Below are 25143 nucleotides of genomic sequence, written 5' to 3' on the forward strand. Positions count from 1 at the left end.
AACAGGAGGAAATCATGAAAATTACTATTCCAAAAAATTTTATTCTTGGTGCTGCATCTTCTGCTTGGCAAACGGAAGGTTGGAAAGGAAAAAAAGAAGGACAGGATTCGTTTATAGATAGCTGGTATAAAAATGAACATTTTGTTTGGCATAATGGGTATGGCCCAGCCGTAGCAACTAATTTTATGGAACAATACCAGCAGGATGTGGATCTGATGAAATCCATCCATCTGACACATTATCGGACTTCTATCAATTGGGCTCGTTTTTTTACTGATTATGAGAACTGTATAGTAGATGAAGAATATGCTCAGCATATAAGTGAAATGATCGACTCTTTGATCGAAGCAGACGTAGAACCGATGATTTGTTTGGAACATTATGAAGTCCCAGCTTTTCTTTTGGAAAAATATGATGGCTGGTCTTCAAGAAAAGTAGTTGATTTTTATGCTAAGTATGCTCAAATTGCCTTTGATCGTTACGGTGATAGGGTAAAAAACTGGTTTACATTCAACGAACCAATCGTTCCCCAAACGCGTTGCTATTTGGATGCTGTTCGCTGGCCGCATGAACAAAACACAAAAAAGTGGATGATGTGGAATTATCATAAAGTTTTAGCAACGGCTAAAGCAGTAGAGATTTACCGCAGCGGAAATTATGGTGGAAGGATTGGCTGTATTTTAAATCCTGAAATGGTCTATGCTCGATCTAATTCTCCAGAAGACCAAAAAGCTGCTTATATGTATGATTTGTTTTATAATCGAGTATTTTTTGATCCGATGGTAAAAGGGTACTACACAGAAGAGTTCCTGGAGTTGTGTCAAAAACAATCGATTTATTTCGATCCTGCAACGGAGGATTTAGAAACGATTCAGCATCATACAGTAGATTTCCTTGGAATCAATCAATATTATCCTAAACGCGTTCGCGCTCCTCGTTATCAATGGAATGAAGAGACACCTTTCCATCCAGAACGATATTATGAAGTCTTTGATTTACCTGGGAAGAAAATGAATAATTCCAGGGGATGGGAAATCTATCCGAAAATCATGTATGATATAGCCATGTATCTAAAAGAAAATTATCATAATATCCCTTGGCTGATAACAGAAAACGGTATGGGAAGAGAACATGAAGAACGGTATATGGATGAGAAAGGAATCGTGCAAGATGATTACCGTATCGAATTTATCGGACAGCATTTGCGTTATTTGATCAAAGCAACAGAAGAAGGCGCAAATTGCGAAGGCTATATGTTATGGGCATTCACTGACTGTGTGTCACCAATGAATGCATTTAAGAATCGATATGGATTAGTTCGAATCGAATTGAACGATGAACGAAGCAGAACATTGAAAAAATCTGCTTCGTGGTATCAGACTTTGATTGATAAGAGAGAATTGGATTTGCCTGACGAAATCTATAAATAAATAGAAGTTTTTTGTAGATGTTCATTGTATTTACTGGTTATTTGAAATAAAAGAGGTTGTGAATCCAGCGTTTTGAGCTAAAACCCAGGGTCAGCTGATTGAACACCGTTTATTGAGAGGTTGTGAAAAAGCTGTCCTGCATCAAGTAATAAGAATAGCAAAGTAAAAACAACATCTTATGTTTTTAACTTGGTTGGACTTATTACCGCAGATGCAAGCTTTTGAATACCGTTTATTCGAAAAAAAGTTGTGACAAGTTTTGTGTCACAACTTTTTTTGTGCACGTTAAAAGAAAAAAGGTAATAAAAATTAATTTGTGTGTTTAGTGTGCGCTTTCTTTTTTAGTGTGTATGCAACTTGGTATAGACCTTAAATGTGATGATATCAACTTTTTAAAGCGCTTTTAAAGTTGGCACGCTACTTGCTTATATACAAGTGTAAGTATAGAAAGGAACGTGTTTAAAATGGAAAAGAAAACAATCATGCTTGTATGTTCAGCTGGAATGAGTACAAGTCTCCTAGTCACAAAAATGCAAAAGGCAGCAGAAGCAAAAGGAATGGAAGCAGACATCTTTGCTGTATCTGCTTCAGATGCGGATAATCAACTAGAATCTAAAAATGTAGACGTTTTACTTTTAGGACCGCAAGTACGCTTTATGCAAAATCAATTTGCTGAAAAGCTAGCACCTAAAGGCATTCCTTTAGATGTAATCAATATGGCTGACTATGGCATGATGAATGGTGAAAAAGTACTCGACCAAGCAGAAAAACTAATAAACAAATAATAAAAATTATCGGAGGATACAATAAATGGAAGATCAAAAAAATCTAGAAGCCATCATGGGTCTGATCATGTTTGGCGGAAATGCAAAAAGCGATGCAATGGAAGCGATTGCTGCTGCGAAAAAAGGTGATTTCACTTTAGCAGATGAAAAAATCAAAGATGCAGAGGAATCTTTAGTCCAAGCACATCACTCTCAAACAGAGATGCTGACACAAGAAGCACAAGGAAATCACGTTGAAGTCACGCTTTTGACAGTCCACAGTCAAGATCATCTGATGACATCCATAGCTTTTACAGATTTAGCAAAAGAGATCATTGATCTGTATCGTCGATTGAACGCGTAATCTACAGTAAAGAAAAGAGGGAAGATTTATGGATAAATTTGTTGCATTTATGGAGAAACATTTTATACCTGTAGCATCAAAAATTGGTGCACAACGGCATTTAGTTGCGATTCGGGACTCATTTATGGTGAGTATGCCGTTAATGATCTTAGGAGCATTAGCAGTAATGATCAATAACTTACCGATTCCCGGGTTCCAAGAATTGATGAACTCAATTTTTGGTGGTGAATCATGGAAAGGATTCGGGGCTGCTGCTTGGAACGGTACATTTGCCATTCTTTCTGTCTTGATTGCTTTCTTGCTTGCTTATCATTTAGCTAACGGCTACCGAAAAGACGGTGTTTCCGCAGGTGTGATTTCTTTAGGCTCTTTCTTCGCTTTAGGCGGAGCATTAGGTATGAGCTCAAACGGTTTGTTTATTGCTATTATTGTTGGGATTATTTCAACAGAAATCTTTGTACGTTTAAGCGGAAATGAAAAATTGATCATCAAAATGCCTGATGGTGTGCCACCGGCAGTTGCAAAAGCATTTGCTTCATTACTACCAGCAATGATCACTATCTCTGCGTTTGCTTTAGTTGCTGCAATTTTTGCTGCATTCGGTGTTGATGATATCGTAGGTTCTTTCTATACAGTGGTCCAAGAACCATTTATGGGACTTGCAAACTCTTATCCATCTGCCTTACTGCTTGCATTTATCACACCATTCTTATGGTTCTTTGGTTTACACGGAGCGAATATGGTCGATCCTTTGATGCAAACAATCAATGCGCCAGCCATTGAAGCAAACGTTAATGCAATCGCAGCTGGACATAGCGCACCGTTTATCGTGAACAAACCTTTCTTTGACAGCTTTGTCAACTTAGGAGGAACAGGTGCAACTTTAGGTTTACTGTTAGCTATTTATTTAGTAGGACGTAAAAACAAACCATATATGGTTGTAACAAACTTGTCGATTGCGCCAGGTGTCTTCAATATTAATGAACCAACGATGTTTGGGTTACCTATCGTGTTGAACCCGATCATGTTCATTCCATTTATTTTGACACCAATGGTCTTAGTTAGTGTTGCTTACTTTGCGACTTCTACAGGTTTAGTGCCAGCAGCTACCGTTATGCCTCCATGGGTAACTCCACCAATTATTGGCGGTGTATTGGCAACAAAAAGTATTGCAGGTGGTGTACTAGCCGCTGTCAATTTGGTTCTTTCTATTTTGATCTATCTACCGTTCGTCAAGGTAGCTACGATCCAAGAAAGAAGAAAAGAAGCTTTAGATGCTTGATTAATCAAAAAACGGAGAACAAGTGATTGTTTTCCGTTTTTTTTTTACATCACTATTGTTGTCATTGCTAATTTTCATAAAGACTTGTATAATTTTTGTAAACGTTTTATTTTAGTCAGAGGTTTAAACATTGGTTACATATAACTGGATCAAATTAAGAGAACACCCAGAATTAGTAAAACAAAGTGCGAAGTGGTTTTCATCAAAATGGGGAGTTCCTGCTGTTGTGTATGAGGAAAGTATTCGTACTGGAATCGCTAATAAGGAAAGTATTCCTCAATGGTATGTGGTCTTAGATGAAAAAGAAACCATCGTCGGAGGAGCGGGCGTCATTGAAAACGACTTCCATAACCGTCCCGATCTGACACCAAATCTTTGTGCCCTGTTTGTTGAACCGGAAAAGCGTAAGCAGGGGATAGCCAAGCGGATATTAGCGGAAATTAGAAAAAAATGCATCAACTTGGGTATGAAAAACTTTATTTAATTACAGATCATACCACGTTTTATGAACGATACGAGTGGACATTTTTGACAATGGTCAAGGAAGAAAGTGGGACGACCGCTCGTCTGTATCAAAGTGATACGATAGGGTGAAAAAAGAGGCATGAGATTTTTTCAAATCTCATGCCTCTTTTTTTTGCTTGTTCTCTTCATTGTTTTTTTTCGTCGTAAATAAAAATGTTCCTTACGATTCTGAGAATAGGACGAATTGTCAAGAAAATAGCACCAGCCAAATAAAAATAGGTGCCATATCGATCGGGGATTTTAGTTAAGGAAGCAAGGCTTCCAAAAATATAGAAAATCCCGGTTAATAAATCGACAGCCAGTGAGATCAATGTGTAACGATTTTGGAAATAGAAGCGGAAGCGACGTCCTCGTATTTCGATATCTTCTTCTTTTCCTATTTCGATCTCATGGGTATTTCGTTTGATTTTGGGCATAAAGAAAATCACCTGTATTTTTTACTGAATTCAAGGTTTCAAAACAACTTTTATATTTTTATCTTCTTTTTTGTCAAAGATTTCATATGCTTGTGCTGCTTCTGATAGTGGCAGCGAATGAGTAATGATTTGTGTGGGATCGAATAGTCCTTCTGCGATCATTTCGTAAATTTTTGGCATTAGATGGATAATTGGTGCCTGTCCATGCTTGACAGCGATATCCCGCATAAAAAATTCTTGCAGCGGGTAAGAAGAAGCTGGAGTCATATAAACACCAGTTACTTGGACTGTTCCAAATTTTTTGACAGCTTGCGATGCCATCTGTAATGGAGAGATTGTGCCGCTTTGTAAGCTTACTAAATTTTTCGCTTTTTCTTTGACAGGCTCTAATCCGTCCATTCCTACACAATCGATAATGACATCTGCGCCACCTTTAGCCAGTTCATACAATTCTGTTCCAGCTTGTGCCGTGTCTTCTAAGAAATAAGTTTCAACCCCATTGTAATTAGCCGCTTTATCTAGACGGTGCTGTACTGGATCTACTGCGATCACGCGCTCTGCTCCAGCCATAACAGCGAATTTTTGAGCGAATAGACCGACTGGACCAGAACCTAGAATCACAACTGTATCGCCTTTTTTTACTCCTGCGTTTTCAACGCTCCAATAAGCTGTGGGCAAAATATCTGATAGAAATAAAACTTTTTCATCAGGAAGAACATTATCTGGTACAACAAATGAAGTAGAGTCTGCATAAGGAACTCTTAGATATTCCGCTTGACCACCCCAATGATTACCGTTCAACTTGCCAAATCCGAAAAGCCCGCCATATAACTGATCTGGATTTGATTCATCGCATTGGCTTTCCATGTGATTCAGGCAGAAATGACAATGACCACAACTAATATTAAAAGGGATAACCACACGTTGCCCTTTTTTCAATGTTTGAACTTGAGATCCCACTTCTTCAACGATTCCCATTGGTTCGTGTCCTACAACATACCCTTTTTCCAAAACTGCTTCACCATGATGGTAAAGATGCAGATCGGAGCCGCAAATGGCTGTTGCTGTGATACGGATGATTGCATCTGTTGGTTCTAATATTTTTGGATCATCTACGTTTCTGATTTCCATTTTCTGTTTTCCTTGCCAAGTGACTGCTTTCATTGGAGATGCTCCTTTCAAATTCATAAAATTGTCTGCATTATTAGTACTACAGATAATTTCATTTTAAAGGAGATCTTACCTTTTTGATAATGAAACGCTTTTTTTCTTAAATGAAACATTCTATAGTCTTATGTATTTGTGTTCGGAGAGGTGTGTTTCCGATTTTTTAGTGTAATGGTAATCATTGAAATAGTTGTATCCGTTAGATGATGTTGGATTGGCAAGAGAGTAAACGTTGAAAAAATGGTTGTTTTCAAAAAGAAACAGACATAAATAAAAAGAGGTTATGACAGAAGGGATCAGTTTCTCGGTATTAAGTCAAATTTATGCAAAAACGTGAGGAACCATTTTCACAAAATTTTTCTTCATACTCGAAACTAAACGCCTTTTTCATAACTTCTTGGTAAACGGTGTTCAAAAGCTTGCATCTGCGGTAATAAGTCTAACCAAGTCAAAAACATAAGAAGCTGTTTTAGCTTGGCTACTCTTATTACTTGATGCAGGTCAGCTTTTTCATAACCTCTTGGTAAACGGTGTTCAAAAGCTTGCATCTGCGGTAATAAGTCCAACCAAGTCAAAAACATAAGAAGCTGTTTTAGCTTGGGTGTTCTTATTACTTGATGCAGGTCAGCTTTTTCACAACCTCTTGGTAAACGGTGTTCAAAAGCTTGCATCTGCGGTAATAAGTCCAACCAAATCAAAAACATAAGAAGCTGTTTTAGCCTGGTTGTTCTTATTACTTGATGCAGGTCAGCTTTTTCACAACCTCTTGGTTATTCAAACATTTTTTTTGCGGCACGAGCTAGAGTAGGAATATCTTTGTCGTAACGCGGTGTTTTGACAAGACGGGACATAGGGATACCCGCAAAATGGAAAGCAGCGATTTCTCCAGAACGTACAGCACTTTGTTCAGTAAAGATCATCTGATAAGGCTGCTCGACAAATTCTCCTGTAAAGGCCAGATTGGTCGAATGTTTAGGAATGACTTTTGGCCGATCGCTTTTGGCACGATTATTGAACAACGCGGAAGCATAAGGCATATAGACAGGGATATTATTTATCACGCTGTCGAAAATTTCTGTTTCTTTTTCACGAATATTCACTGGTCCAGGATCTACTTTTGAAAGTTGTCCGATCAGTTCTTCTAGCATTTCTTTTCCATTCATTTTAATATACTGTTTATCCACAAATTCGCCACGTCGTCTTGGATAAAGGAAATAACCCCAAATAACTGTTTCATTTGATTTCTGAGACGTAAAATGCGGTTGATGATGCACGACGATAGACATATTGACATCTTTTTGGCCTAACGGCGTGATCGGTGTGGTTGAAATAAATGAATTCAAGGCATTTCCTGGTTCTTGAGTCGTGATACGGGTGATTTCATTCAACAACAAATGGTTTTTCGTCGTCAGGGTAAAGCTGACCCATTCGCTTGCATCTCGATCAGCAAAGAATTTGTCAGGATTTCCCAAGTTGTAGAAACGTTCACTGGCTTTTTTCCAGAGACTAGAAGCTGCACCATAATCCATATTTTCTACAGCTGGTGTTTCGTAATCTCCTAAAGTAGCTGAATCTGTAATGGACCCATTAGTGAAAATAACTGCTGTATCTTCATCGACCACAACGTGTTCTTCTTCTTGAGTCAGTGTATTGGTCATTTTCAAACCAGTCACAGTGATTTCATCTTGCATCGGTGTTTCTTTGAATTCCCAGTCAGTGACACGGCGGTTCAAAATGATTTTGCATCCTTGTTCTTTCAAGTACTCGATCAAAGGAAGCATAATACTTTCGTATTGATTGTAACGTGTTCGATTGACGCCCACTAGATGTTCGATTTGAGTGAATTCATAAATCATTTGATGCATATAGCGACGCAATTCTTGAGCAGAACTACGTGTTCTGAAAGCAAATGTTGTTTCCCACATAAACCAGAAGTTTGTTTCAAAAAAGTGTGGATCATCTTTGAAATATTCTTCGATAGTGATATTGTCTAGTTTTTCTTCTTCTGAATCAGGCATAGCAATCAGTTTAGTCAGAAGAATACGGTCTTTATTATTGAATCCCAGTTTTCCGCCATCAATGATTCCTTTGCCACCTTCCATCAAACGTGCTTTGTCAAAGGTTCGGTGTTTTGCATCAAAATCTCTCGTATCTTCTTCAGCAGTCATCCCTGGCTCAGTAACAGAAGGTATTCGACTTAACAGATCCATCAAATCTACATAGGTACGGTAATTAAGCATGCGACCGCCTCGAGCAATATAGCCTTTTTGGTTTTCTAATGGATGGTTTTTATTCCAATATTCATCCACTACAGTGTCGGTCGGTGCACCATCATTTGAACCGTGATCATCCAATGAATAAAAGGTGATCTGATCCCCTTTCCATTTGCCTTCTTGAATCAAATAAACAGCCGCTGCCATATTGGCAATACCGGCACCAATCATTATTGATTTACTTTTTCTCATTGTGATTCCTCCAATGTCTTCCAAGTATGTCCGTAGTGATTCAACGAAATAGGATGCTAGATTGATTCGAATTCATCATATAAATGACTGTCATCTTCGAATAGTCCTGTCTTTTTTCCTAGATATGCAGCGCCAAGGGCAAGCAAACCTAAACCGATGCCGACTTTGATTAATTTTTTACTCATGAAAAACGCCTCCTTGTTTTCTCTTTCTATATCCAAGGATAGTTCATTTTTATTAGAATGCCAAATGATAGGACGAGAAGAAAAAGGAAATTTTGACAAAAAAGAAGAAGTGTCTGATTTTCCTGTAAATAAAAATAGGGTAGGTAAGAAGAAAAGATTTGAGGAGGTGTATGGTTCTATTTTTAGAAGTTTGGGTACAAAAAAGCACCGAGACAGTGCTTCTTTGAAAAGCTGATGACGGACTAAGCCTTATTTTAACTTGCTACGTTGTTTTGGATACTTCCACGATTTATGGATGAGGGGAGAAAAATGGGAGAGTGAAAAAGAAAAATTTAAGCGAACCGTTATCATTAGAACAACTTTTAAATAGACGAACAAGGTAACTTTCTTTTACAATAAAAGAATAGGAACAAATTAAAAGAAAGTAGGTAGCGTATATGTTTCGCTCAAATTTAATTGAATTTCTAGAATGGATCATTGCTATTTTAAATATTTGTTCTATCGGTATCTTAATTGTCGGGATCGTTCTTGTTCTATTCAAACTTTTTGATTGGTCTCATGTCAAGAAAAACTATGCAGAACGTAATACTCGTAATGCAGATACAAGAAAACTGCTAGCAAGTTATATTTTGTTAAGCTTGGAAGTACTAGTCGTTGCTGATATCATCGAGTCAGTTATCAAGCCGACTTGGACAGATATTTTGAAGCTTGCACTTATTATTATCATTCGAACAGTCATTTCTTATTTCTTGAATCAGGAAATAGAAGACAAAGAAAAACAAAGAAGAGGAGAGGTAGGATGACGACAGAGTTGATGCAGTTTCTTCTTCCATATTTTGAAAAACTTGTACTGGGACTTGATATCTTTGCTATCTGTTTATTGGTTTGGGGTGTTTGTCTATCAATCAAGGATTTTTTGAAATATTTATTTGTCCATACAAAAGTGCAAAACGACCGAGTCAGCGAGAACAATGCTATTAAAAAGATGTTGGGAGGCTATATACTTCTAAGTTTGGAAATTCTTGTTTCAGCTGGGATCATCGAATCGATTATCAAACCTACCTTGCAGGATATTTTCCAACTAGCGGCGTTGGTAGTTATCCGAACCATCATTTCTTATTTTTTAAATAAAGAGATCGGACCCGTAGATGTCCAAAATAAGTGAGGTTGTGAGCCTGACGTGTATCAAGAGATTGTTACAGAAATGGGCATCTTCAACAAATAAGAGGCTGTGACATGATTTTTGTCACAGCCCCTTATTTGTTTTGCACAGCTGAAATGATAGCTCGATCGATCGTATTGATCGAAATAGGAATAATATTTTCATATTGGACCGCATCTGGTGTATATAATGTACGTTCACATAATACCCGGTTTGAGGACTGCTGCGCATACTTCTTTATATCAGATATACTTGAATAAATTGTTGGTGCAACTTGAAAATCGAAAGTAGTTACAGCTTCCAAGGCTTCCCGATAAATCAGATAATGAACATCCGAATTTGTGACGATATAGATAGTCAGATGTTCTTTTGTCAGACGGAGAATTCCGCTCAATTCGATCACAAAAGCCCGCATGCAATTAGGATTCAACCGTAGATCATAAGGTAACTGGCTGGACCAGCTGGAAAAAATTGTCTGGACTTCTTTATATAAATTTGTCTGTTCCTCATTTAAAAGATAAAATTTTTCTGGCATGAATAATTGATAGTTATCCCAAGCCGAACGCATCAGATGAATCAGCGCACGTTCGAACGGTTGGTTTCCGAATAATTCTTGATTGAAGTGAGATTCAAAGGTAGCAACTAGTTCTTTTATTTCGGGAGTATTGTCAATAAACACTTGGTGTAGCTGTTGAAAGTCTTCCGCAATCAACTGATAAGAATGGAAACCATAATTACAAAGATTGAATAGTGTCAAAATAAAGGCGAATTCTTCTTTTTTATAATAGGTTTGGAAATCAGTGTTTTCCCATGCTGATTCGACATAATTGTAAATAGGACGTTTTTTGATTTCTTCGATAAATTTTGAATCTATTGTCACAGCACACACTTGCTGGCGTAGGAAACTGATAGCAAAACCAATCGATAAGATTTCTTTATTTTCTTTATCATAAAATCTGCCACTATTTTCCGTTACGGATTCAATGAAACGATCGGTACGTTCAAAAAACGATTCAGGTAGCTCCCAAGAATTAAAACCGCCTAAACGATACGACACATTAAGAAGCAGCAGACGTCTTTCCATTTCAGTGAGTCAAGGGGAGTAGCGGTCGATTTCGATCCCGCAGTCATTAAAATAAGCTAATACTTGTTTTTTTAATGAATAAGCTTTGCTGACAGAGATGAATTCACATTCAGTTAATTGAAGATAATCAGGTTCATCTTCTTCCAAATAAAGCAGACAAGTTTTTAAAAACAACGAATTTTGAGACACTTGCTGCATGATCTTGCATCGAGGTATATGTTCTGAAAAATATAAAGTGTAACGGTCCTTTTCCCGATGTGTATAAGCGATCTGTTCTTCAAATTCTTTTTTTATGTTATTGATATCATTGAGCAAAGTGGTTTTGCAAACATGCAGGAGATTGGAGAGCTTTTCTAGATTGACTTCTTTATTTACATAGAATTGCCCACATAAAAACAGCTGTCTTAAAATATTTTTCTCAATATATTCTTCAATCATAGTAGAGCCTCCGCCTTGTATTTTTTTGCACAATATGGGAAATATTATGACATGTTTTCTTTTTGAAATCATCAGTTAATTTCTGAAAAAGCATATAAATGCCGTTAAAAAAGGTTTTTTATGTTATAAAATTTGGAAAACAGATAATTCTATTAAAAAATAAATTGTGAATTTTTAACAATATAAAAAAATAAAAATATGTTTAGTGAATGAAGGACAGTCATTTTATTTGTTTGTTCGCTTTTTTTAGGTTATCTATTTTAGAACACTGATTTATTGAAAAATTGTTCGTTTTTTTGCGTTTAATTATCAGAAAAATCCGACTTTATTTATTTTTGTTTGTAAAAATCTACGTGGATTTGATGTTATAAAAAAAATTTCTCATTTTTGGCGCTATAGTGAAGAGGTGTTACAGATAAACACATGTATCTGCGAGACATTGACCAACAAAATATGGAGGGAAGAAAAATGAAAGATATGGATATCAAGGCCGTCTTTATAGGCGACAAAGCTGAAAATGGACCAGTTTATAAAATGTTGTTGAACAAGATGGTAGATGAACATCTTGGATGGAGAGAAAATTATATTCCTTCAGATATGCCTGCAATTAGCGAAGGAGATAAGCTCACTCCAGATTATCTAGCCACCCGCGACCATATGATAGAGGTCTTGGATGAAGTCAGTCAGCGATTACGCGCAGGATCGATCCCATGGCATTCAGCAGGCCGTTACTGGGGACAAATGAATGCTGAAACATTGATGCCTGCTTTATTAGCTTACAACTATGCGATGCTGTGGAACCCAAATAATGTTGCATTGGAATCTTCTATGGCAACTTCGCAAATGGAAGCAGAAGTAGGACAGGATTTTGCTTCATTATTCAATATGACAGACGGATGGGGACACATTGCAGCAGATGGTTCTATTGCTAATCTTGAAGGATTATGGTACGCCCGCTGCATCAAATCGATTCCTTTAGCTGTCAAGGAAGTGCTGCCTGAAAAAGTGAAAAAAATGTCTGAGTGGGAACTTTTGAATTTATCTGTTGAAGAAATTTTGGAAATGACCGAAAGCTTTACGGACGAAGAAATGGATGAGGTCAAAGCAGCTTCTTCCCGTAGCGGAAAAAATATCCAAAGATTAGGGAAATGGCTGGTCCCTCAAACAAAACACTATTCTTGGATGAAGGCGTTAGATATTTGCGGAGTCGGCTTAGATCAGATGGTTGCTATCCCAGTTCAAGAGGATTATCGAATGGATATTAATGCTTTGGAAAAAACAATTCGTGAATTAGCTGAACAAAAAATCCCAATTCTAGGTGTGGTTGCTGTCGTAGGAACGACAGAAGAAGGTCAAGTAGACAGTGTAGATAAAATCGTCCAATTAAGAGAAAGGTTAAAAGATGAAGGTATCTATTTCTATTTACATGTTGATGCCGCATATGGCGGCTATGCGCGTTCACTGTTTCTAAACGAAGCAGGAGAATTTGTGCCGTATGCTTCCTTAGCTGAATTCTTTGAAGAACATCATGTTTTCCACCACTGCGTAACGATTGACAAAGAGGTATATGAAGGGTTCAGAGCTATTTCAGAAGCGGATTCTGTCACGATAGATCCCCATAAGATGGGCTATGTCCCTTATGCTGCTGGAGGAATCGTAATCAAACATAAAAATATGAGAAATATCATTTCTTATTTCGCGCCATATGTGTTTGAAAAATCAGTAAAGGCTCCAGATATGTTAGGAGCTTATATTTTGGAAGGATCAAAAGCTGGAGCAACCGCCGCCGCAGTCTGGACAGCACATCGTGTATTGCCATTGAATGTGACCGGATACGGTCAATTGATTGGGGCTTCAATCGAGGCAGCTCAAAGATTCAGAGAATTTCTCGATCATATGACTTTTACTGTTAAAGGAAAAACAATCGAAGTCTATCCATTGAATCATCCTGATTTTAATATGGTCAATTGGGTATTCAAAGAACAAGGCTGTACAGATTTGAACGCTATCAATGAATTAAATGAAAAAATGTTCGATCGGTCTTCTTATATGGATGGCTATGTTTATGGTGAACGGTTTATTACTTCTCATACTACATTTACACAAGAAGATTACGGTGATTCTCCGATTCGTTTTGTTGAAAGAATGGGTCTAACGAAAGAAGAATGGAAAAAAGAACAGAAAATCACTCTGCTACGTGCGGCTATCATGACTCCTTATTTGAATGATGATCGAATTTTCAATTTTTATACAAAAGAAATCGCCAAAGCAATGGAAAAGAAACTAAACGAAATCATCCAATAGAACTGATTTTTGTGTGAAAGAATAGCAAGAGACATATGGAGAACAGACAATTATTTGCTTCATCAAAACAATTGTATTTCCCCCTGTTTTTCATATATTCCTCGCCAAGATATTCTTTTTTATAAAACGTTCTATAAGTTGGATCGTTCGTTTCATGTATCAAACCCAGTTCACTAAGATCGTTCAATGGATGTTTCGGTGATACTGGGTTTTGTACTGAATCGATGAAACCTTGTCATTTCTGTTCTTGAACAAAAATAAAAGAAAACAAAAACATATGTCGCTATTGAAAGAAGGAATAAAGATGAAAGATACTGGTTCATCAAAGCAAATCACGACCATGACCTTTATCGGAATGACCTGCGCCCTTGTAGCAAGTGTACGAAATATTCCAGATGTAGCAGCAACGAGCTGGACGATGATTTTTTACATGCTGGTTGCAGTATTATTGTACGCTTTTCCAATCTCATTGATCTCTGGTGAATTTGCCGGAATGTTTCCCAAAAAAGGTGGTCCAGAACTTTGGGTATCGAATGCTCTAGGAAAAAAATGGGGGTTCGTTGTCTCATGGCTGTTATGGGTCCAAATGTTTCCTGGGATGGTGATGGTCGCTTCAGCACTTGCTCCGTTGTTTGGTAATATTATCGATAATGTGCCGCTTGGTTTGAACAGCAAATTTACATTAGTTGTTATTTTAGTCGTTTATTGGATCATCACTTTTTTGAATTTGAAATTTGATATGGCAAAAATCGGCGGAAAAGTCGGTGTTTGGTTAGGATTGTACGTGCCTTTGACGATGATGCTCTTATTAGGGTTTGCTGCGTGGATCAAAGTTGGGATCGTACCAACCGGAACATTAGGCAGTTTTTCATGGGACAAATTAATACCAGATACTACGACTGCATCCTCATTTGTTTATTTTGCGCCGATCATGTTTATTTTTACTGGTATCGAAATGTCCTCTGTGTATATCACTCGATTGAAAAATCCAGTTAAAACGTATATTCGCGGAGTATTTGCCGCGTTAATTTTTATATTTTTCGTCAATATTTTGAATGCTTTAGTTGTAGCAAATGTCGTACCAAAAGGACAAATGGAATTGAATAATATCGCGCAATCTATTTCGATTTATTGCCAAATTCTTGGTTTGCCACATCTTATTGTGAATCTGTTTAGTTTACTTGTCTTCATTGGTGTAGCAGTCCAATTATCTGCTTGGGCCTCAGGACCAGCAAAGACAGTGACAGAAAGTGCTAGAAAAGGTGCGTATCCACCAAAATTCAATTTTTGGAAGACGAATCAATTTGACGTATCCAAATCCGTTATTTTGACTCAGTCTGTCATTATCTCAATCTTTGCACTTTTTTATTTGCTGATTCCTGGCGTCAATCAAGCATTTTTGATGCTCGTAAATTCAACTACTGTTATCTACTGTATCGTCTATGTCATCATGGGGATCGCAGTTTTGAGATTGCGTTATACACATGCAAAGTTGAATCGACCATTTAGAATTGGAAAAAAAGAGAAAAAGAGCAATCTTGGAGTTTGGACTGTCGTTATTGTTTTATTTGCGGCAATCGGATTTTCTGTCGGACTGACGATGAAAGCTGGAACATGGATCAATCTAATTGCAGTCACAGCCATCAGTGTCATTTTGTTTGTAGTACCACTCTGTATTGAAAAAATAAAGAAACCTTCTTGGGAACAGGAAGTCGCCATGCTGCTTGAAAAAGAAAAAGGTGAACTTGATGGAAAAACCGGCAATGAAACGGACTCTAACTAATCGAAATATCCAGTTAATCGCATTAGGTGGCGCAATTGGAACAGGATTATTTTTAGGTTCAGCAAAGGCAATTGCATCAGCAGGGCCAGCTGTTATTCTCGTTTATTTGATATGCGGTTTGGCTATTTATAGTTTGATGCGGGCCATGGGTGATTTATTTTTAGCAAATAGTACATTTAACTCTATCAGTGATTTCGTTGACTATTATTTAGGCAAAAAGTGGGCATTTTTTGTCAATTGGACTTATTGGCTTTGCTGGCTTGGAGCTGGACTTGCGGAATTAGCAGCAATAGGATTGTATATCCATTTCTGGTTTGTACATGTACCAGCTTTGATAAGCGGAGGTAGCGCACTAATGATCTTAATGGCAGTCAACCTTGTTGCAGTCAAGTGGTTTGGTGAATTGGAATCTTTTTTCTCAATCATCAAGATCTTGGGGATTTTCCTTTTTATCTTATTGGGTATAGGATTGAGTGTCTCAGATTTTCATACCCAGTCTATCGGAATCAAAGAAAATTTTGGACAGATCGATGAATTACTACCGTTTGGCTTTGCTGGAATGGTAGTCTCATTTCCTATGGTTTTATTCAGTTTTGCTGGAATTGAAATGATCGGGTTAACCGTTGGCGAGACAAGTGATCCGCAAAAGAATTTGAAAAAAGCAATCAACTGTCTGCCTTGGCGTATTCTCTTTTTCTATATAGGAACGATTTTGTCGATTTTATTTGTTGTTCCATGGCATTGTTTAGATTTAAAAGAAAGTCCTTTAGTGACTATGCTGCAAATGATCCATTGCCAAGGCGGAGCAGCAATTGTCAATCTAATGATTTTGGTTGCTTCTTTGTCCTCAGCAAATAGTGCAGTCTACAGTACTAGCAGGATTTTATATCAAACAGCAAAAGAGAAAAGTTTGCCCCATTGGTTTTGTGCGCTTTCTAAGAAAGGCGTACCTTTACACGGTATTTTAATTACAGGAATGTTATTTTTTGCCGGTCTTTGTCTACATTTTTTTGTAGCTGATAGTCGATTGTTTTTTCAGCTTTTGGCAGGCATGACAACGAGTTGTTTTCTATTTGTGTGGTCTTCGATCTTGTGTACACATGTTCAATTTATTAAAGAAAAGAAACGGAACACTACACAAAGATATAAAGATCTTGCTTTGTTGGTGTTTTTTACTTCAATTGCTTTCAGCTTGTTATTCGAAAGCACGACACGCTTTATTCCTTTTTTATTGGTTATCTGGTTTGTATTCTTAAATTTTGTATATAAAAGAATAAGCAATAGAAATATCAGTTAGGCCCAGATACATTCTGCAAAACGAATTATTTCAGACCCCCCTGAAATAATCGATACGCCTGAAAAAACTTCCCTGCGTATAATAACAGTATCAATTAAACAGGAGGGGATAGGATGAACTGGTACAGATTGACGGTAGAAGATGTATTGAAAAACTATCAAACATCAACAGAAGGCTTGTCGCAAGAAGAACGACAGAAACGCCTGACTGATCAAGGATATAATGAAATAAAAGCAAGGCAGCAGACAAAACGATGGAAAAAAATAGCAAAGCACTTTACTGATCTGCTAATGATCGTGTTGATCATTGCCTCTTTTTTGAAATTTGCTTCTAGTGAATATATTGAAGGAAGTATTATTTTATTCGTAGTGATCGTCAATGGACTCGTTAGTTACTGGCAAGAAAGAAAAGCGGAAGAATCATTGAATGGTTTGAAGCAGCTGATGGGACAAGAAGCGATAGTACTATCAAACGGGATGCAAGAAAAAATCCCTGCGAAAGAACTGGTAAAAGGAGATGTCATTGTCTTACGTGCCGGAGATGTCGTTCCAGCAGATATCCGATTAATTGAAGCACATGATTTATTAGTGGAAGAATCGATTTTGACGGGAGAATCAGAAGCATCTGAAAAAAGTCATGCCGTTTTGACAGAAGAAGAATCGATCGGCGACCAGAAAAATATGGCTTTTTCAGGAACGCTTGTACAATCTGGTTCTGCAGTCGGTGTCGTTGTAGAAACAGGAAACACGACAGAAATCGGTAAAATCAATCAAGCATTGCAATCGGTCGAACAACAAACGACGCCTCTGATTAAGAAAATCAACCGATTAAACAAACAAATTTTTCAAGGCATTCTTTGTTTGAGCCTATTCTTAGTTATTTTTACGACATTTCGATATGGTATGGATTGGCATATCCTTCTTTCGGCTATGATTGCTTTGGTGGTGTCAATGGTACCCGAAGGATTGCCAGCTGTTTTGACCATGATCCTATCCGTTGGAGTACATGAAATGGCAAAAGAAAAGGCGATCATCAAAGGACTTCCTTCGGTAGAAACATTAGGTTCTATGACAGTGATCTGTTCAGATAAGACAGGAACATTGACAAAAAATGAAATGACAGTTGTGGATGTAGCTGCAAAAGAAGAAGCCTGCGTGTTGTCCATTATGAAAAACTGTCAGGAATTAAAAACAAAAGAAGAACAGAAAACAGAAAATTTAAGTGGTAATCCGACAGAAGTTGCGCTGATTCGACACACAGAAACAGCCAATCTGCCTTTGAAAAAAATAGAAGCAAAGATTCCGTTCAGTTCTGAATACAAATATATGGCAACGATGCATGCGGAGGAAAAAGGAGCGGTGATTTACGTCAAAGGTGCATCAGAAGTATTATTTGCTAAATCAACTCTTTCTTCTGCAGAACAAGAAGCATGGAGTCAGACAGCTGCAGAATTTGCGAGAAAAGGTCAGCGTGTTTTAGGATTTGCTTATAAAAAAGTAGATTCGAAACAGGAACTCACGCATGAGACTTTAACCCAATTAACTTTTGCAGGGATCGCCGGATTGATCGATCCGCCAAAAGAAAGTGCAGTCAAAGCTGTAAAGGAATGTCAACAAGCAGGGATCTCAGTGAAAATGATTACAGGGGATCACAAAGACACAGCAAAAGCGATTGCGGAACAAATTGGCTTAAAACATACTGCCAAAGTTTTAGAAGGGATCGATTTGGATCTTATGTCTGATGAAGAGTTGATTCAGCAAGTGCCAATAGTCGATGTCTTTGCTCGAACGACGCCAGAACATAAACTGCGAATTGTTAAAGCTTTGCAGAAAAATGGATAAATCGTTGGAATGACCGGAGACGGCGTAAATGATGCACCTGCTTTGAAAAGATCCGATGTAGGAATTGCTATGAGAATCAAAGGTAGTGAAGTAAGCAAACAGGCAGCTGATATGGTTTTAGGAGATGATAATTTCCATACGATTGCAAAAGCCGTAAAAGAGGGCCGGCGGATTTTGGATAATTTGCAAAAAACCATCAATTTCTTCTTGCCAACTGCATTAGCTCAAGGATTGATCTTGATTTGGGCGCTTATGCTGAATCGCCCGCTACCTTTGTTCCCAGTACAGATTTTATGGGTCAATATGGTAACGACAATCACTTTATCTTATGCACTAGGGTTCGAGTCGCCAGATCCAGAAATCATGAAGCGCCCACCAAGAGATCCAAAGCAAGGAATCCTATCTGGTTATCATTTGTTTCGGATCATCTATGTCTCCCTACTGATCATGGTTCCTGCCTATTTATTGGCTATGCAGTTTGAAGGGCAAAGCTTACAGCAAACCATTCTTCTACAAAATATCGTCTTAGCTCAAGCTGTTTACATGATCAATTGCAGAGAGTTGTCCAAGCCGTCATTGAACCAGGGTCTTTTGCAAAACAAAGCGCTTTTTCTTTCATTAGGTATCCTTGCTTTATTGCAAGGGATGGTTATTTTTCTACCAGTCGGCCAGCAGCTGATCGGTACAGTAAGTTTAACGATGACACAACAGTTATTGATTGGAGCAAATGTGATTCTTCTATTCTTAGTTGTAGAAATAGAAAAAGGGATCATGAATAAACTGTTTCGCAAAAAAGAAAAAACAGCTAGAGAATACAGTCGCTAGCCGTTACTATAAAAAAGTTTTGAAAGTGAGTTCAGTCAAACGATTGAGCTCATTTTTCGTAGGAATAGAAGAAATGTATACGATAGGGATATCTAGAGAATCCAGCGGGAAATTGGAAATCAAGATATCTGTTTTTTCGAAAGAAATAGTGGAAAGATCGGTTAGTTTGATAGGTAAGAAGCAGACACGTTTTCCCAGGTAATCTTTTAATTCCTGCTGCAAGAATGCCTTCCATGAAGGTTCTCCTTGGAAAATAAAATAGACATTGAACAAATTCGGTTTGATAGAAAAAATCGTTTGTTGGATCAGTAAAGATAAGAGTTGAAGGAAGAAATTCGGTTCATTGATTTCCATTTCTTTTTTTAGATCGTTCAGTAAATTCTCTTTCTGTTGAGACAAATGTGCATATTGCTGATCATATGTTTCTAAAAAACAATGGTATTGACGGTCCAATGCTTCAATCAATATCGGCGATTCATGATATTTTAATACGAGAAGAGCCAAGTTATCAGTTAGAGATGTTTTTTTAGTTGATCAAGAGACAGCTCTGAAGCTAGTTCCTCTACAAACGTTTCGAGGCGTTCGAAAAATGGAGAATGATGCAGGCAGCAAGCGGTTTCTTGTCCATAGTTATTGTTGTAATTCCAACTTTCCAGAAAGCAGAAAGAAGCAAAAGAAAGCTCAGTGTCTTTGAGATAAATACCTTCCGTTAAATACAATTTTTTCAATGCAGAGTCATACAGGGAGGAGAGTGTACTGTTGATATGGATAGAAGAATCTAATCGGCAATTCGCTTTTATACGGATCGTATTGATAAAGAACCAACATGTTCCAAAAATCTCTTCTGTTTCAACCGCTAGCTCCGTTCGATTTATTGTTTTTAAAAATTGAAAATAATGGGATTCATGAATCGAATAATCTTCGAAAAAATAGTTGTTATGAGTAAAAGGAATCAGCAGTCGATGATAGAAAGTGCGAATCGCACGCTCTTTCCCAAGAATAGAAGCGGTATATTTCGTCAAATCGATCTGCAAGTCGTAACTTGCTAAACGCTGATTGATTTTAGTCACATGTCTTTTCAATGTCCCATAAGAAAGCCCATGGTCGGCTAGAAAATCAGGGACAGCAACTTTTTTTGTAAAAAGCAGACTTTTCAATAGTTCGACACTGACTGATTGTTTGAAAAAAATCTCTCAAAGGTCATTTGCTAATAAATTTTGCTGGTTTTGCAAACTAATCCCTGCTTGATCGCTAATGATGTCCCAGCCTTCAGGCAGTTGAGAGCGAATAGATTGAAGGTCAGAATAAATCGTTCGTTCGGTTGTCCCTATGATTTCAGCTAATTCATTTACGGTTATCTTTGTATGATTCAGCAATTGTTCTACTAAAGAAACATGACGTCGAATATCTTTTTCGGTAATGATTTTTTTCATTAGTGAATACATCAATCAGACTCCCTTCTATTCTAAGAATACGGAGAAAATAAACGGTGGTCAAGTTTCAACTGATTTTTCAATCATTGTTTATTTTTCTGGAGCATTTACTGATGATAAGAATTTCATCATGAACTTGAAAAATGATACCACTAAAATCAAAAAATAGGTGGGCAAACAATAATCAACATTTTAATAGTAGATGATAGCAAGACCAACACAGGCGGATTGAACATTTAAGAGTTGATAAAAAAGAAAAATATCGAAGTATTTGATTAGCAGCTACTTGTATTCATTTTTCTATTCTTACGTGGTATCTTTGAATAAAGCGAATCAATAAGAAAGAGATGGAAGCAGATGCTAACGAAAAAAGAACTAATCGATCACATCAATGAAACATACAATTTGTCTCCAGAATATATTTTTAAAAAATTTCCTGATTATTGCGTATTCAGACATCAAAAAAGCAAAAAATGGTTTGGGGTCCTGATGTCTGTTCCAGAAGAAAAAATCTATGATGATGCAAGTGACCATAGGATCATCAATATTCTTGATTTGAAGGTCGATCCTGAACTTGGCGGAATTTTGCGAGGAAAAGAGGGGTATTTTCCAGCCTATCACATGAATAAAGAACATTGGATCTCTATTGATCTACGTAAAATAGAAAAGCTAGATGAACTAGCAGATTTGATTGATGGAAGTTTTAAATCAACGCAATGAATGTCTAGGACAATAGAGAAGAGGTTGTGACAGAAATGTTTAGCTTCAAGAAATAAGAAGGAATTTACGAAAATTGCTTCTCAAATTTTTGGGAAATTTCGGCTTATTTTCTAAGAAATTACTTCTGGAACACCGTTTGTTCGAAAAAAGAGCTGCGACAAGAATTTTGTCCCAGCTCTTTTTTTTTTATTTTCCTAAATAAAATTCCCGCATCGTTTTTGCAATCATTTTGATCAAAGGATGATCTTCTGTGAAGCTAGAAGATAAATAAATTGTTCGTGTCAAGGGCAAATCTTTGATTTCCCGCAAGACGAAAGGATCATTTTTATCGTAAGACCAAGAAACTTTTGGGAAAAAGCTAACAGCTAATCCTTGCTTGACAATAGAACGTAATGTCGCAGGATCATCTGTCGTCGAACTGATCGTCAATTCGATACTTTTCGCTTCAAGTGCTGCATCCAGTGTATGACGGAAGGCGTTGCTCTTTGACAGCATCAAGATGGGGGGGCGCTGGATATCTTCTAATTGCAGATGTTCTTTTTTCGCAAGAGGATGTTTCTTAGGAATGGCGACATAAACAGGTTCTTTCATGATAGGAATATTGGTCATGCCAGGCTTCATCTCCGAAGTGATGTACAGTACAGGATCGGTAATATCATCTGGTAAATGATGTTGCATGATCGTTAATTGGATATCAGGATGCTTTTCCATAAAAATTCGGACTAAGTTCGGAATAGAAACAGAAGCTACCTCTAAATACAATATGACGGAAGTAACGATCTTCTCATTGACCGAAGACAATAATTGATTCCTTCTTCTAATGTGTCTAATGTCTTGACTGCATATGGATAAAATTCTTCTGCATAAACGGTCGTCTCAATGTTTCTGCCGCTATGGTAAAACAAAGGGACACCTAATTCGTTTTCCAAATGTTTGATCGCACGGCTCAAGGCAGGTTGAGAAATAAATAATTCTTTGGCTGCTTGGGTAACATTTTTTGTTTCGAATACTTTTTTAAAATACTGCAGATGAAGCAATTTCATAATTATCCATCCCATCCATACCTTTTTGTTATGGTTTTTTCTTTTTTTGGCATTTTTTATTATAGCAGAAATTGACTAAGATAGCAGTGGAAAAAGTAAGTGCTGAGGAGGCGAGGCTCATGAGTACAGGTTTCTTATTTCCTGGACAAGGCAGTCAGAAGTTAGGGATGTTAGCGGATATCCCTGAAATGTACATGGAACGTTTAGAAAATGTGACGGGGTATCGGTTAGTCGATAAAGAAGAAAACTATCAAGATACGGTTTTTATCCAGCTAGCATTACTGACAAAAGCAGTATTTTATTTAGATGAAATGGAAAAAAACGGTATTCAGCCTGATATTGCAGCAGGACATTCGATCGGTGCTTTTTGTGCAGCTGTTGCTTGTCGATCTTTGACATTTGAGAATGCAGCGGAACTAGTCTATCACCGCGCAGTCTTGATGAAAGAAGCATATCCAAGCGGTTATGCAATGGGCGTAGTAGTAGGTGTGACGAGAAGCGAAGCAGAGGAAATGGTAGCCAAAACATTTGATCCTGACCATCCAGTTTATCTGTCAAATGAAAATTGTCCGATGCAACATACGTTATCTGGGAGTATCGAAGGTTTATCCGTTACGTTGGCAGAAGCCAAACGGCACCAAGCGCAAACAGCGAAGCTGCTGAAAGTCCCTGTGCCATCTCACTGTCTCTTGATGAATGATACGGTCAAGAAATTCAAGCCGTATATGCAGTCTGTCCATCTATCTGATGCCAGATGTTTGTATATAAAAAATACGGATGGAAGAGCCACTCAGGACGCAGAAGAGATTCGTAAAGATTTGTTGGAAAATCTAGCTTTCCCTGTGCAGTGGAACCAAATGATGGACTTGGCAAAAGAATTAGGAATGGATCTGACGATTGAATTTCCCCCCGGCAATACTTTGACAAAGCTGATTCATACAAAATTTGGTGTAGATAAAGGGATCCGTACGATCAATCTAGACCAACATGGTATTGATGACGCCACGTTTCTATATCAAAAATGGAGATGACTAATTATGGAAAAACCAAACCGCAACTGGGCTTCTAAACGCGAAAAAAAAGCGCAGCGATTGGAAAAAATCAGCAACTTGCTCAATGGCAAGTATGTAGAAACTGAAAAAATCGTAGAAGTAATGGAAAAACTGATTGCTCCCGGCGACAAAGTTGTATTAGAAGGCGACAATCAAAAACAAGCAAGTTTTCTTTCAGAAAGTCTTGAAAAAGTAGATGCAGAAAAAGTGAATGATCTGCATTTGATCATGTCTAGTATCTCACGACCAGAACATTTGAATATTTTTGAAAAAGGAATCGCAAGCAAGATCGATTTCTCTTATGCAGGTGCACAAAGCTTGCGTGTCGCCCAAATGATTGAAGACGGCACAATGAAATTAGGTGATATCCATACTTATTTGGAACTTTATGGACGCTTATTCATCGATTTGATACCAAACGTTGTCTTAGTAGTTGCAGATAAAGCAGATAAAGACGGCAACTTGTATACAGGTTTCAATACGGAAGAAACACCAACAATCGTCGAAGCTGCAGCTTTCAAAGATGGCATCGTGATCGTTCAAGTCAATGAAGTTGTCGATTCTTTACCACGTGTAGATATCCCTGGTGACTGGGTAGACGTTGTCGTGAAAGCAGATGAACCTTATCAATTAGAAGCTTTATTCACACGAGATCCTCAAAACATCACAGAATTGCAAATCCTAATGGCAATGATGGCAATCAAAGGAATCTACGCAGAGCACGGCGTACAATCTTTGAATCACGGTATTGGATTCAATACAGCAGCTATCGAATTATTACTGCCAACTTATGGTGAATCACTAGGGTTAAAAGGGAAAATCGCGAAGAACTGGGTATTGAACCCACATCCAACGATGATTCCAGCAATCGAATCAGGTTGGGTTGAAAGTATCCATAGTTTCGGTGGTGAAGTCGGTATGGAAAAATATATTGCTGCTCGCCCAGATGTCTTTTTCGTCGGTAAAGACGGCACGATGCGCAGTAACCGAACATTATCACAAGCAGCTGGACAATATGCAATCGATATGTTTATCGGTTCAACCTTGCAATTAGATTACGAAGGAAATTCTTCTACCGTAACAAAAGGACGTTTATCTGGTTTTGGTGGAGCGCCTAACATGGGACATAATCCTGGCGGTCGTCGTCATTCTACACCAGCATGGCAATCACTTCGCGACAATGATGATCCATTAGGTAAAGGACAAAAATTAGTTGTTCAAATGGTTGAAACATATGGTTCAAATAAAAAACCAGTCTTTGTCGAAGAATTAGATGCATTAGTTGTTCAAAAACAGGCAGGCTTAGCCAATGCACCAGTGATGATCTATAGCGAAGATACTACCCATATCGTGACAGAAGAAGGAATGACTAGCACGAAAGAATCACTAGATAGCTTGCGTGAAGCCGGCATCGTGAAATTACCAGAAGATCTAGGTATCAAACGCAGTGAAGCGAAACGTTCATTATTAGCTGCACAAACAATCGATGATTTGATCGAATGGTCAGATGGCCTGTATGAACCACCAATGAAATTCAGAACTTGGTCATAAAATTGGCGAGAA

The 25143-nt window shown here is 37.7% G+C and carries 18 protein-coding genes and 5 pseudogenes; 15 read left to right on the forward strand and 8 right to left on the reverse strand.

Annotated features, from left to right (window positions below; translation table 11 throughout):
- Window positions 1-14 precede the first annotated feature (14 nt).
- The 5 genes and pseudogenes from IGJ87_RS01450 to IGJ87_RS01470 all read left to right on the forward strand — a co-directional run bounded on the left by IGJ87_RS01450 (window position 15) and on the right by IGJ87_RS01470 (window position 4434).
- A complete protein-coding gene (locus IGJ87_RS01450) occupies window positions 15-1430 on the forward strand; it encodes a glycoside hydrolase family 1 protein (protein ID WP_002319493.1) in 1416 nt (471 codons plus the stop codon).
- 464 nt (window positions 1431-1894) lie between these two features.
- Window positions 1895-2215 (forward strand): PTS sugar transporter subunit IIB, encoded by a 321-nt coding sequence (locus IGJ87_RS01455; RefSeq protein WP_002287582.1) that lies wholly within the window; start codon window positions 1895-1897, stop codon window positions 2213-2215.
- Window positions 2216-2240: 25 nt separating this feature from the next.
- A complete protein-coding gene (locus tag IGJ87_RS01460) occupies window positions 2241-2558 on the forward strand; it encodes a PTS lactose/cellobiose transporter subunit IIA (RefSeq protein WP_002287579.1) in 318 nt (105 codons plus the stop codon).
- Window positions 2559-2586: 28 nt separating this feature from the next.
- Window positions 2587-3840 carry a PTS sugar transporter subunit IIC gene (locus tag IGJ87_RS01465; protein ID WP_002287577.1) on the forward strand — a complete coding sequence of 418 codons (1254 nt, stop codon included), beginning with the start codon at window positions 2587-2589 and terminating at the stop codon, window positions 3838-3840.
- 130 nt (window positions 3841-3970) lie between these two features.
- Window positions 3971-4434: pseudogene (locus IGJ87_RS01470) on the forward strand (GNAT family N-acetyltransferase).
- A 56-nt stretch (window positions 4435-4490) separates the two neighbouring features.
- On the opposite strand, the gene IGJ87_RS01475 reads toward IGJ87_RS01470, so the two are convergent.
- The 5 genes from IGJ87_RS01475 to IGJ87_RS01495 form a co-directional block, all read right to left on the reverse strand.
- The gene (locus IGJ87_RS01475; protein ID WP_002319496.1) at window positions 4491-4781 is read right to left on the reverse strand and encodes a YrhK family protein; all 291 of its coding nucleotides are present in this window, start codon (window positions 4779-4781) and stop codon (window positions 4491-4493) included.
- A gap of 30 nt (window positions 4782-4811) precedes the next feature.
- On the reverse strand, window positions 4812-5945 hold the full coding sequence (locus IGJ87_RS01480; RefSeq protein ID WP_002319497.1) for an alcohol dehydrogenase catalytic domain-containing protein: 1134 nt from the start codon (window positions 5943-5945) through the stop codon (window positions 4812-4814).
- Between the two features lie 377 nt (window positions 5946-6322).
- Window positions 6323-6619 (reverse strand): hypothetical protein, encoded by a 297-nt coding sequence (locus tag IGJ87_RS01485; RefSeq protein WP_228023256.1) that lies wholly within the window; start codon window positions 6617-6619, stop codon window positions 6323-6325.
- Between the two features lie 99 nt (window positions 6620-6718).
- On the reverse strand, window positions 6719-8413 hold the full coding sequence (locus IGJ87_RS01490; protein ID WP_002319499.1) for an oleate hydratase: 1695 nt from the start codon (window positions 8411-8413) through the stop codon (window positions 6719-6721).
- A 56-nt stretch (window positions 8414-8469) separates the two neighbouring features.
- Entirely contained in the window at window positions 8470-8598 is a 129-nt protein-coding gene (locus IGJ87_RS01495) for a hypothetical protein (protein WP_002287569.1), read from the reverse strand.
- Between the two features lie 437 nt (window positions 8599-9035).
- Here IGJ87_RS01495 and IGJ87_RS01500 point away from each other — a divergent pair, with 437 nt between their 5' ends.
- Together IGJ87_RS01500 and IGJ87_RS01505 are read left to right on the forward strand one after the other, a co-directional pair.
- A complete protein-coding gene (locus IGJ87_RS01500) occupies window positions 9036-9401 on the forward strand; it encodes a DUF1622 domain-containing protein (protein ID WP_002287567.1) in 366 nt (121 codons plus the stop codon).
- The gene (locus IGJ87_RS01505; RefSeq protein WP_002307868.1) at window positions 9398-9763 is read left to right on the forward strand and encodes a DUF1622 domain-containing protein; all 366 of its coding nucleotides are present in this window, start codon (window positions 9398-9400) and stop codon (window positions 9761-9763) included. The genes IGJ87_RS01500 and IGJ87_RS01505 overlap by 4 nt, the downstream gene beginning before the upstream one ends.
- A 91-nt stretch (window positions 9764-9854) precedes the next feature.
- On the opposite strand, the pseudogene IGJ87_RS01510 reads toward IGJ87_RS01505, so the two are convergent.
- Window positions 9855-11282 (reverse strand): annotated as a pseudogene (locus IGJ87_RS01510) (helix-turn-helix domain-containing protein).
- A gap of 468 nt (window positions 11283-11750) precedes the next feature.
- On the opposite strand from IGJ87_RS01510, the gene tdc reads away from it, so the two are divergent.
- From tdc to IGJ87_RS01530, 4 genes and pseudogenes are all read left to right on the forward strand, one after another.
- The gene (gene tdc, locus IGJ87_RS01515) at window positions 11751-13586 is read left to right on the forward strand and encodes a tyrosine decarboxylase (RefSeq protein WP_104876556.1); all 1836 of its coding nucleotides are present in this window, start codon (window positions 11751-11753) and stop codon (window positions 13584-13586) included.
- Window positions 13587-13890: 304 nt separating this feature from the next.
- The gene (locus tag IGJ87_RS01520) at window positions 13891-15369 is read left to right on the forward strand and encodes an amino acid permease (protein ID WP_002319503.1); all 1479 of its coding nucleotides are present in this window, start codon (window positions 13891-13893) and stop codon (window positions 15367-15369) included.
- Window positions 15335-16666 (forward strand): amino acid permease, encoded by a 1332-nt coding sequence (locus tag IGJ87_RS01525; RefSeq protein ID WP_038811235.1) that lies wholly within the window; start codon window positions 15335-15337, stop codon window positions 16664-16666. The genes IGJ87_RS01520 and IGJ87_RS01525 overlap by 35 nt, the downstream gene beginning before the upstream one ends.
- Before the next feature lie 113 nt (window positions 16667-16779).
- A pseudogene (locus IGJ87_RS01530) lies at window positions 16780-19332 on the forward strand (HAD-IC family P-type ATPase).
- A gap of 6 nt (window positions 19333-19338) precedes the next feature.
- Here the strand turns inward: IGJ87_RS01530 and IGJ87_RS01535 are convergent.
- Window positions 19339-20777: pseudogene (locus tag IGJ87_RS01535) on the reverse strand (helix-turn-helix domain-containing protein).
- Between IGJ87_RS01535 and IGJ87_RS01540 the strand changes: the two are divergent.
- On the forward strand, window positions 20752-20934 hold the full coding sequence (locus tag IGJ87_RS01540) for a hypothetical protein (protein ID WP_002294711.1): 183 nt from the start codon (window positions 20752-20754) through the stop codon (window positions 20932-20934). The pseudogene IGJ87_RS01535 and the gene IGJ87_RS01540 overlap by 26 nt on opposite strands.
- 188 nt (window positions 20935-21122) lie before the next feature.
- Window positions 21123-21485 (forward strand): MmcQ/YjbR family DNA-binding protein, encoded by a 363-nt coding sequence (locus IGJ87_RS01545; protein WP_002287552.1) that lies wholly within the window; start codon window positions 21123-21125, stop codon window positions 21483-21485.
- Between the two features lie 186 nt (window positions 21486-21671).
- Here the strand turns inward: IGJ87_RS01545 and IGJ87_RS01550 are convergent.
- Window positions 21672-22528: pseudogene (locus IGJ87_RS01550) on the reverse strand (LysR family transcriptional regulator).
- A 119-nt stretch (window positions 22529-22647) separates the two neighbouring features.
- Between IGJ87_RS01550 and IGJ87_RS01555 the strand changes: the two are divergent.
- On the forward strand, window positions 22648-23559 hold the full coding sequence (locus tag IGJ87_RS01555; RefSeq protein WP_002319511.1) for an ACP S-malonyltransferase: 912 nt from the start codon (window positions 22648-22650) through the stop codon (window positions 23557-23559).
- Between the two features lie 6 nt (window positions 23560-23565).
- Complete coding sequence (locus tag IGJ87_RS01560; protein WP_104770916.1) at window positions 23566-25131, forward strand: malonate decarboxylase subunit alpha; 1566 nt, start codon at window positions 23566-23568, stop codon at window positions 25129-25131.
- The last annotated feature ends 12 nt before the right edge of the window (window positions 25132-25143 follow it).

The organism is Enterococcus sp. DIV1411a, from assembly GCF_050531945.1.
GTDB lineage: Bacteria > Bacillota > Bacilli > Lactobacillales > Enterococcaceae > Enterococcus_B > Enterococcus_B faecium.

Excerpts from the sequence above, each read along its gene's own strand:
- IGJ87_RS01545 (WP_002287552.1), top strand. The coding sequence starts at position 21,123 with ATGCTAACGAAAAAAGAACTAATCGATCACATCAATGAAACATACAAT.
- IGJ87_RS01455 (WP_002287582.1), top strand. The coding sequence starts at position 1,895 with ATGGAAAAGAAAACAATCATGCTTGTATGTTCAGCTGGAATGAGTACA.
- IGJ87_RS01490 (WP_002319499.1), bottom strand. The coding sequence starts at position 8,413 with ATGAGAAAAAGTAAATCAATAATGATTGGTGCCGGTATTGCCAATATG.
- IGJ87_RS01450 (WP_002319493.1), top strand. The coding sequence starts at position 15 with ATGAAAATTACTATTCCAAAAAATTTTATTCTTGGTGCTGCATCTTCT.
- IGJ87_RS01495 (WP_002287569.1), bottom strand. The coding sequence starts at position 8,598 with ATGAGTAAAAAATTAATCAAAGTCGGCATCGGTTTAGGTTTGCTTGCC.
- IGJ87_RS01465 (WP_002287577.1), top strand. The coding sequence starts at position 2,587 with ATGGATAAATTTGTTGCATTTATGGAGAAACATTTTATACCTGTAGCA.
- IGJ87_RS01485 (WP_228023256.1), bottom strand. The coding sequence starts at position 6,619 with ATGCAAGCTTTTGAACACCGTTTACCAAGAGGTTGTGAAAAAGCTGAC.
- IGJ87_RS01500 (WP_002287567.1), top strand. The coding sequence starts at position 9,036 with ATGTTTCGCTCAAATTTAATTGAATTTCTAGAATGGATCATTGCTATT.
- IGJ87_RS01475 (WP_002319496.1), bottom strand. The coding sequence starts at position 4,781 with ATGCCCAAAATCAAACGAAATACCCATGAGATCGAAATAGGAAAAGAA.
- IGJ87_RS01505 (WP_002307868.1), top strand. The coding sequence starts at position 9,398 with ATGACGACAGAGTTGATGCAGTTTCTTCTTCCATATTTTGAAAAACTT.
- tdc (WP_104876556.1), top strand. The coding sequence starts at position 11,751 with ATGAAAGATATGGATATCAAGGCCGTCTTTATAGGCGACAAAGCTGAA.
- IGJ87_RS01560 (WP_104770916.1), top strand. The coding sequence starts at position 23,566 with ATGGAAAAACCAAACCGCAACTGGGCTTCTAAACGCGAAAAAAAAGCG.
- IGJ87_RS01555 (WP_002319511.1), top strand. The coding sequence starts at position 22,648 with ATGAGTACAGGTTTCTTATTTCCTGGACAAGGCAGTCAGAAGTTAGGG.
- IGJ87_RS01520 (WP_002319503.1), top strand. The coding sequence starts at position 13,891 with ATGAAAGATACTGGTTCATCAAAGCAAATCACGACCATGACCTTTATC.
- IGJ87_RS01540 (WP_002294711.1), top strand. The coding sequence starts at position 20,752 with ATGATTTTTTTCATTAGTGAATACATCAATCAGACTCCCTTCTATTCT.
- IGJ87_RS01525 (WP_038811235.1), top strand. The coding sequence starts at position 15,335 with ATGGAAAAACCGGCAATGAAACGGACTCTAACTAATCGAAATATCCAG.
- IGJ87_RS01460 (WP_002287579.1), top strand. The coding sequence starts at position 2,241 with ATGGAAGATCAAAAAAATCTAGAAGCCATCATGGGTCTGATCATGTTT.
- IGJ87_RS01480 (WP_002319497.1), bottom strand. The coding sequence starts at position 5,945 with ATGAAAGCAGTCACTTGGCAAGGAAAACAGAAAATGGAAATCAGAAAC.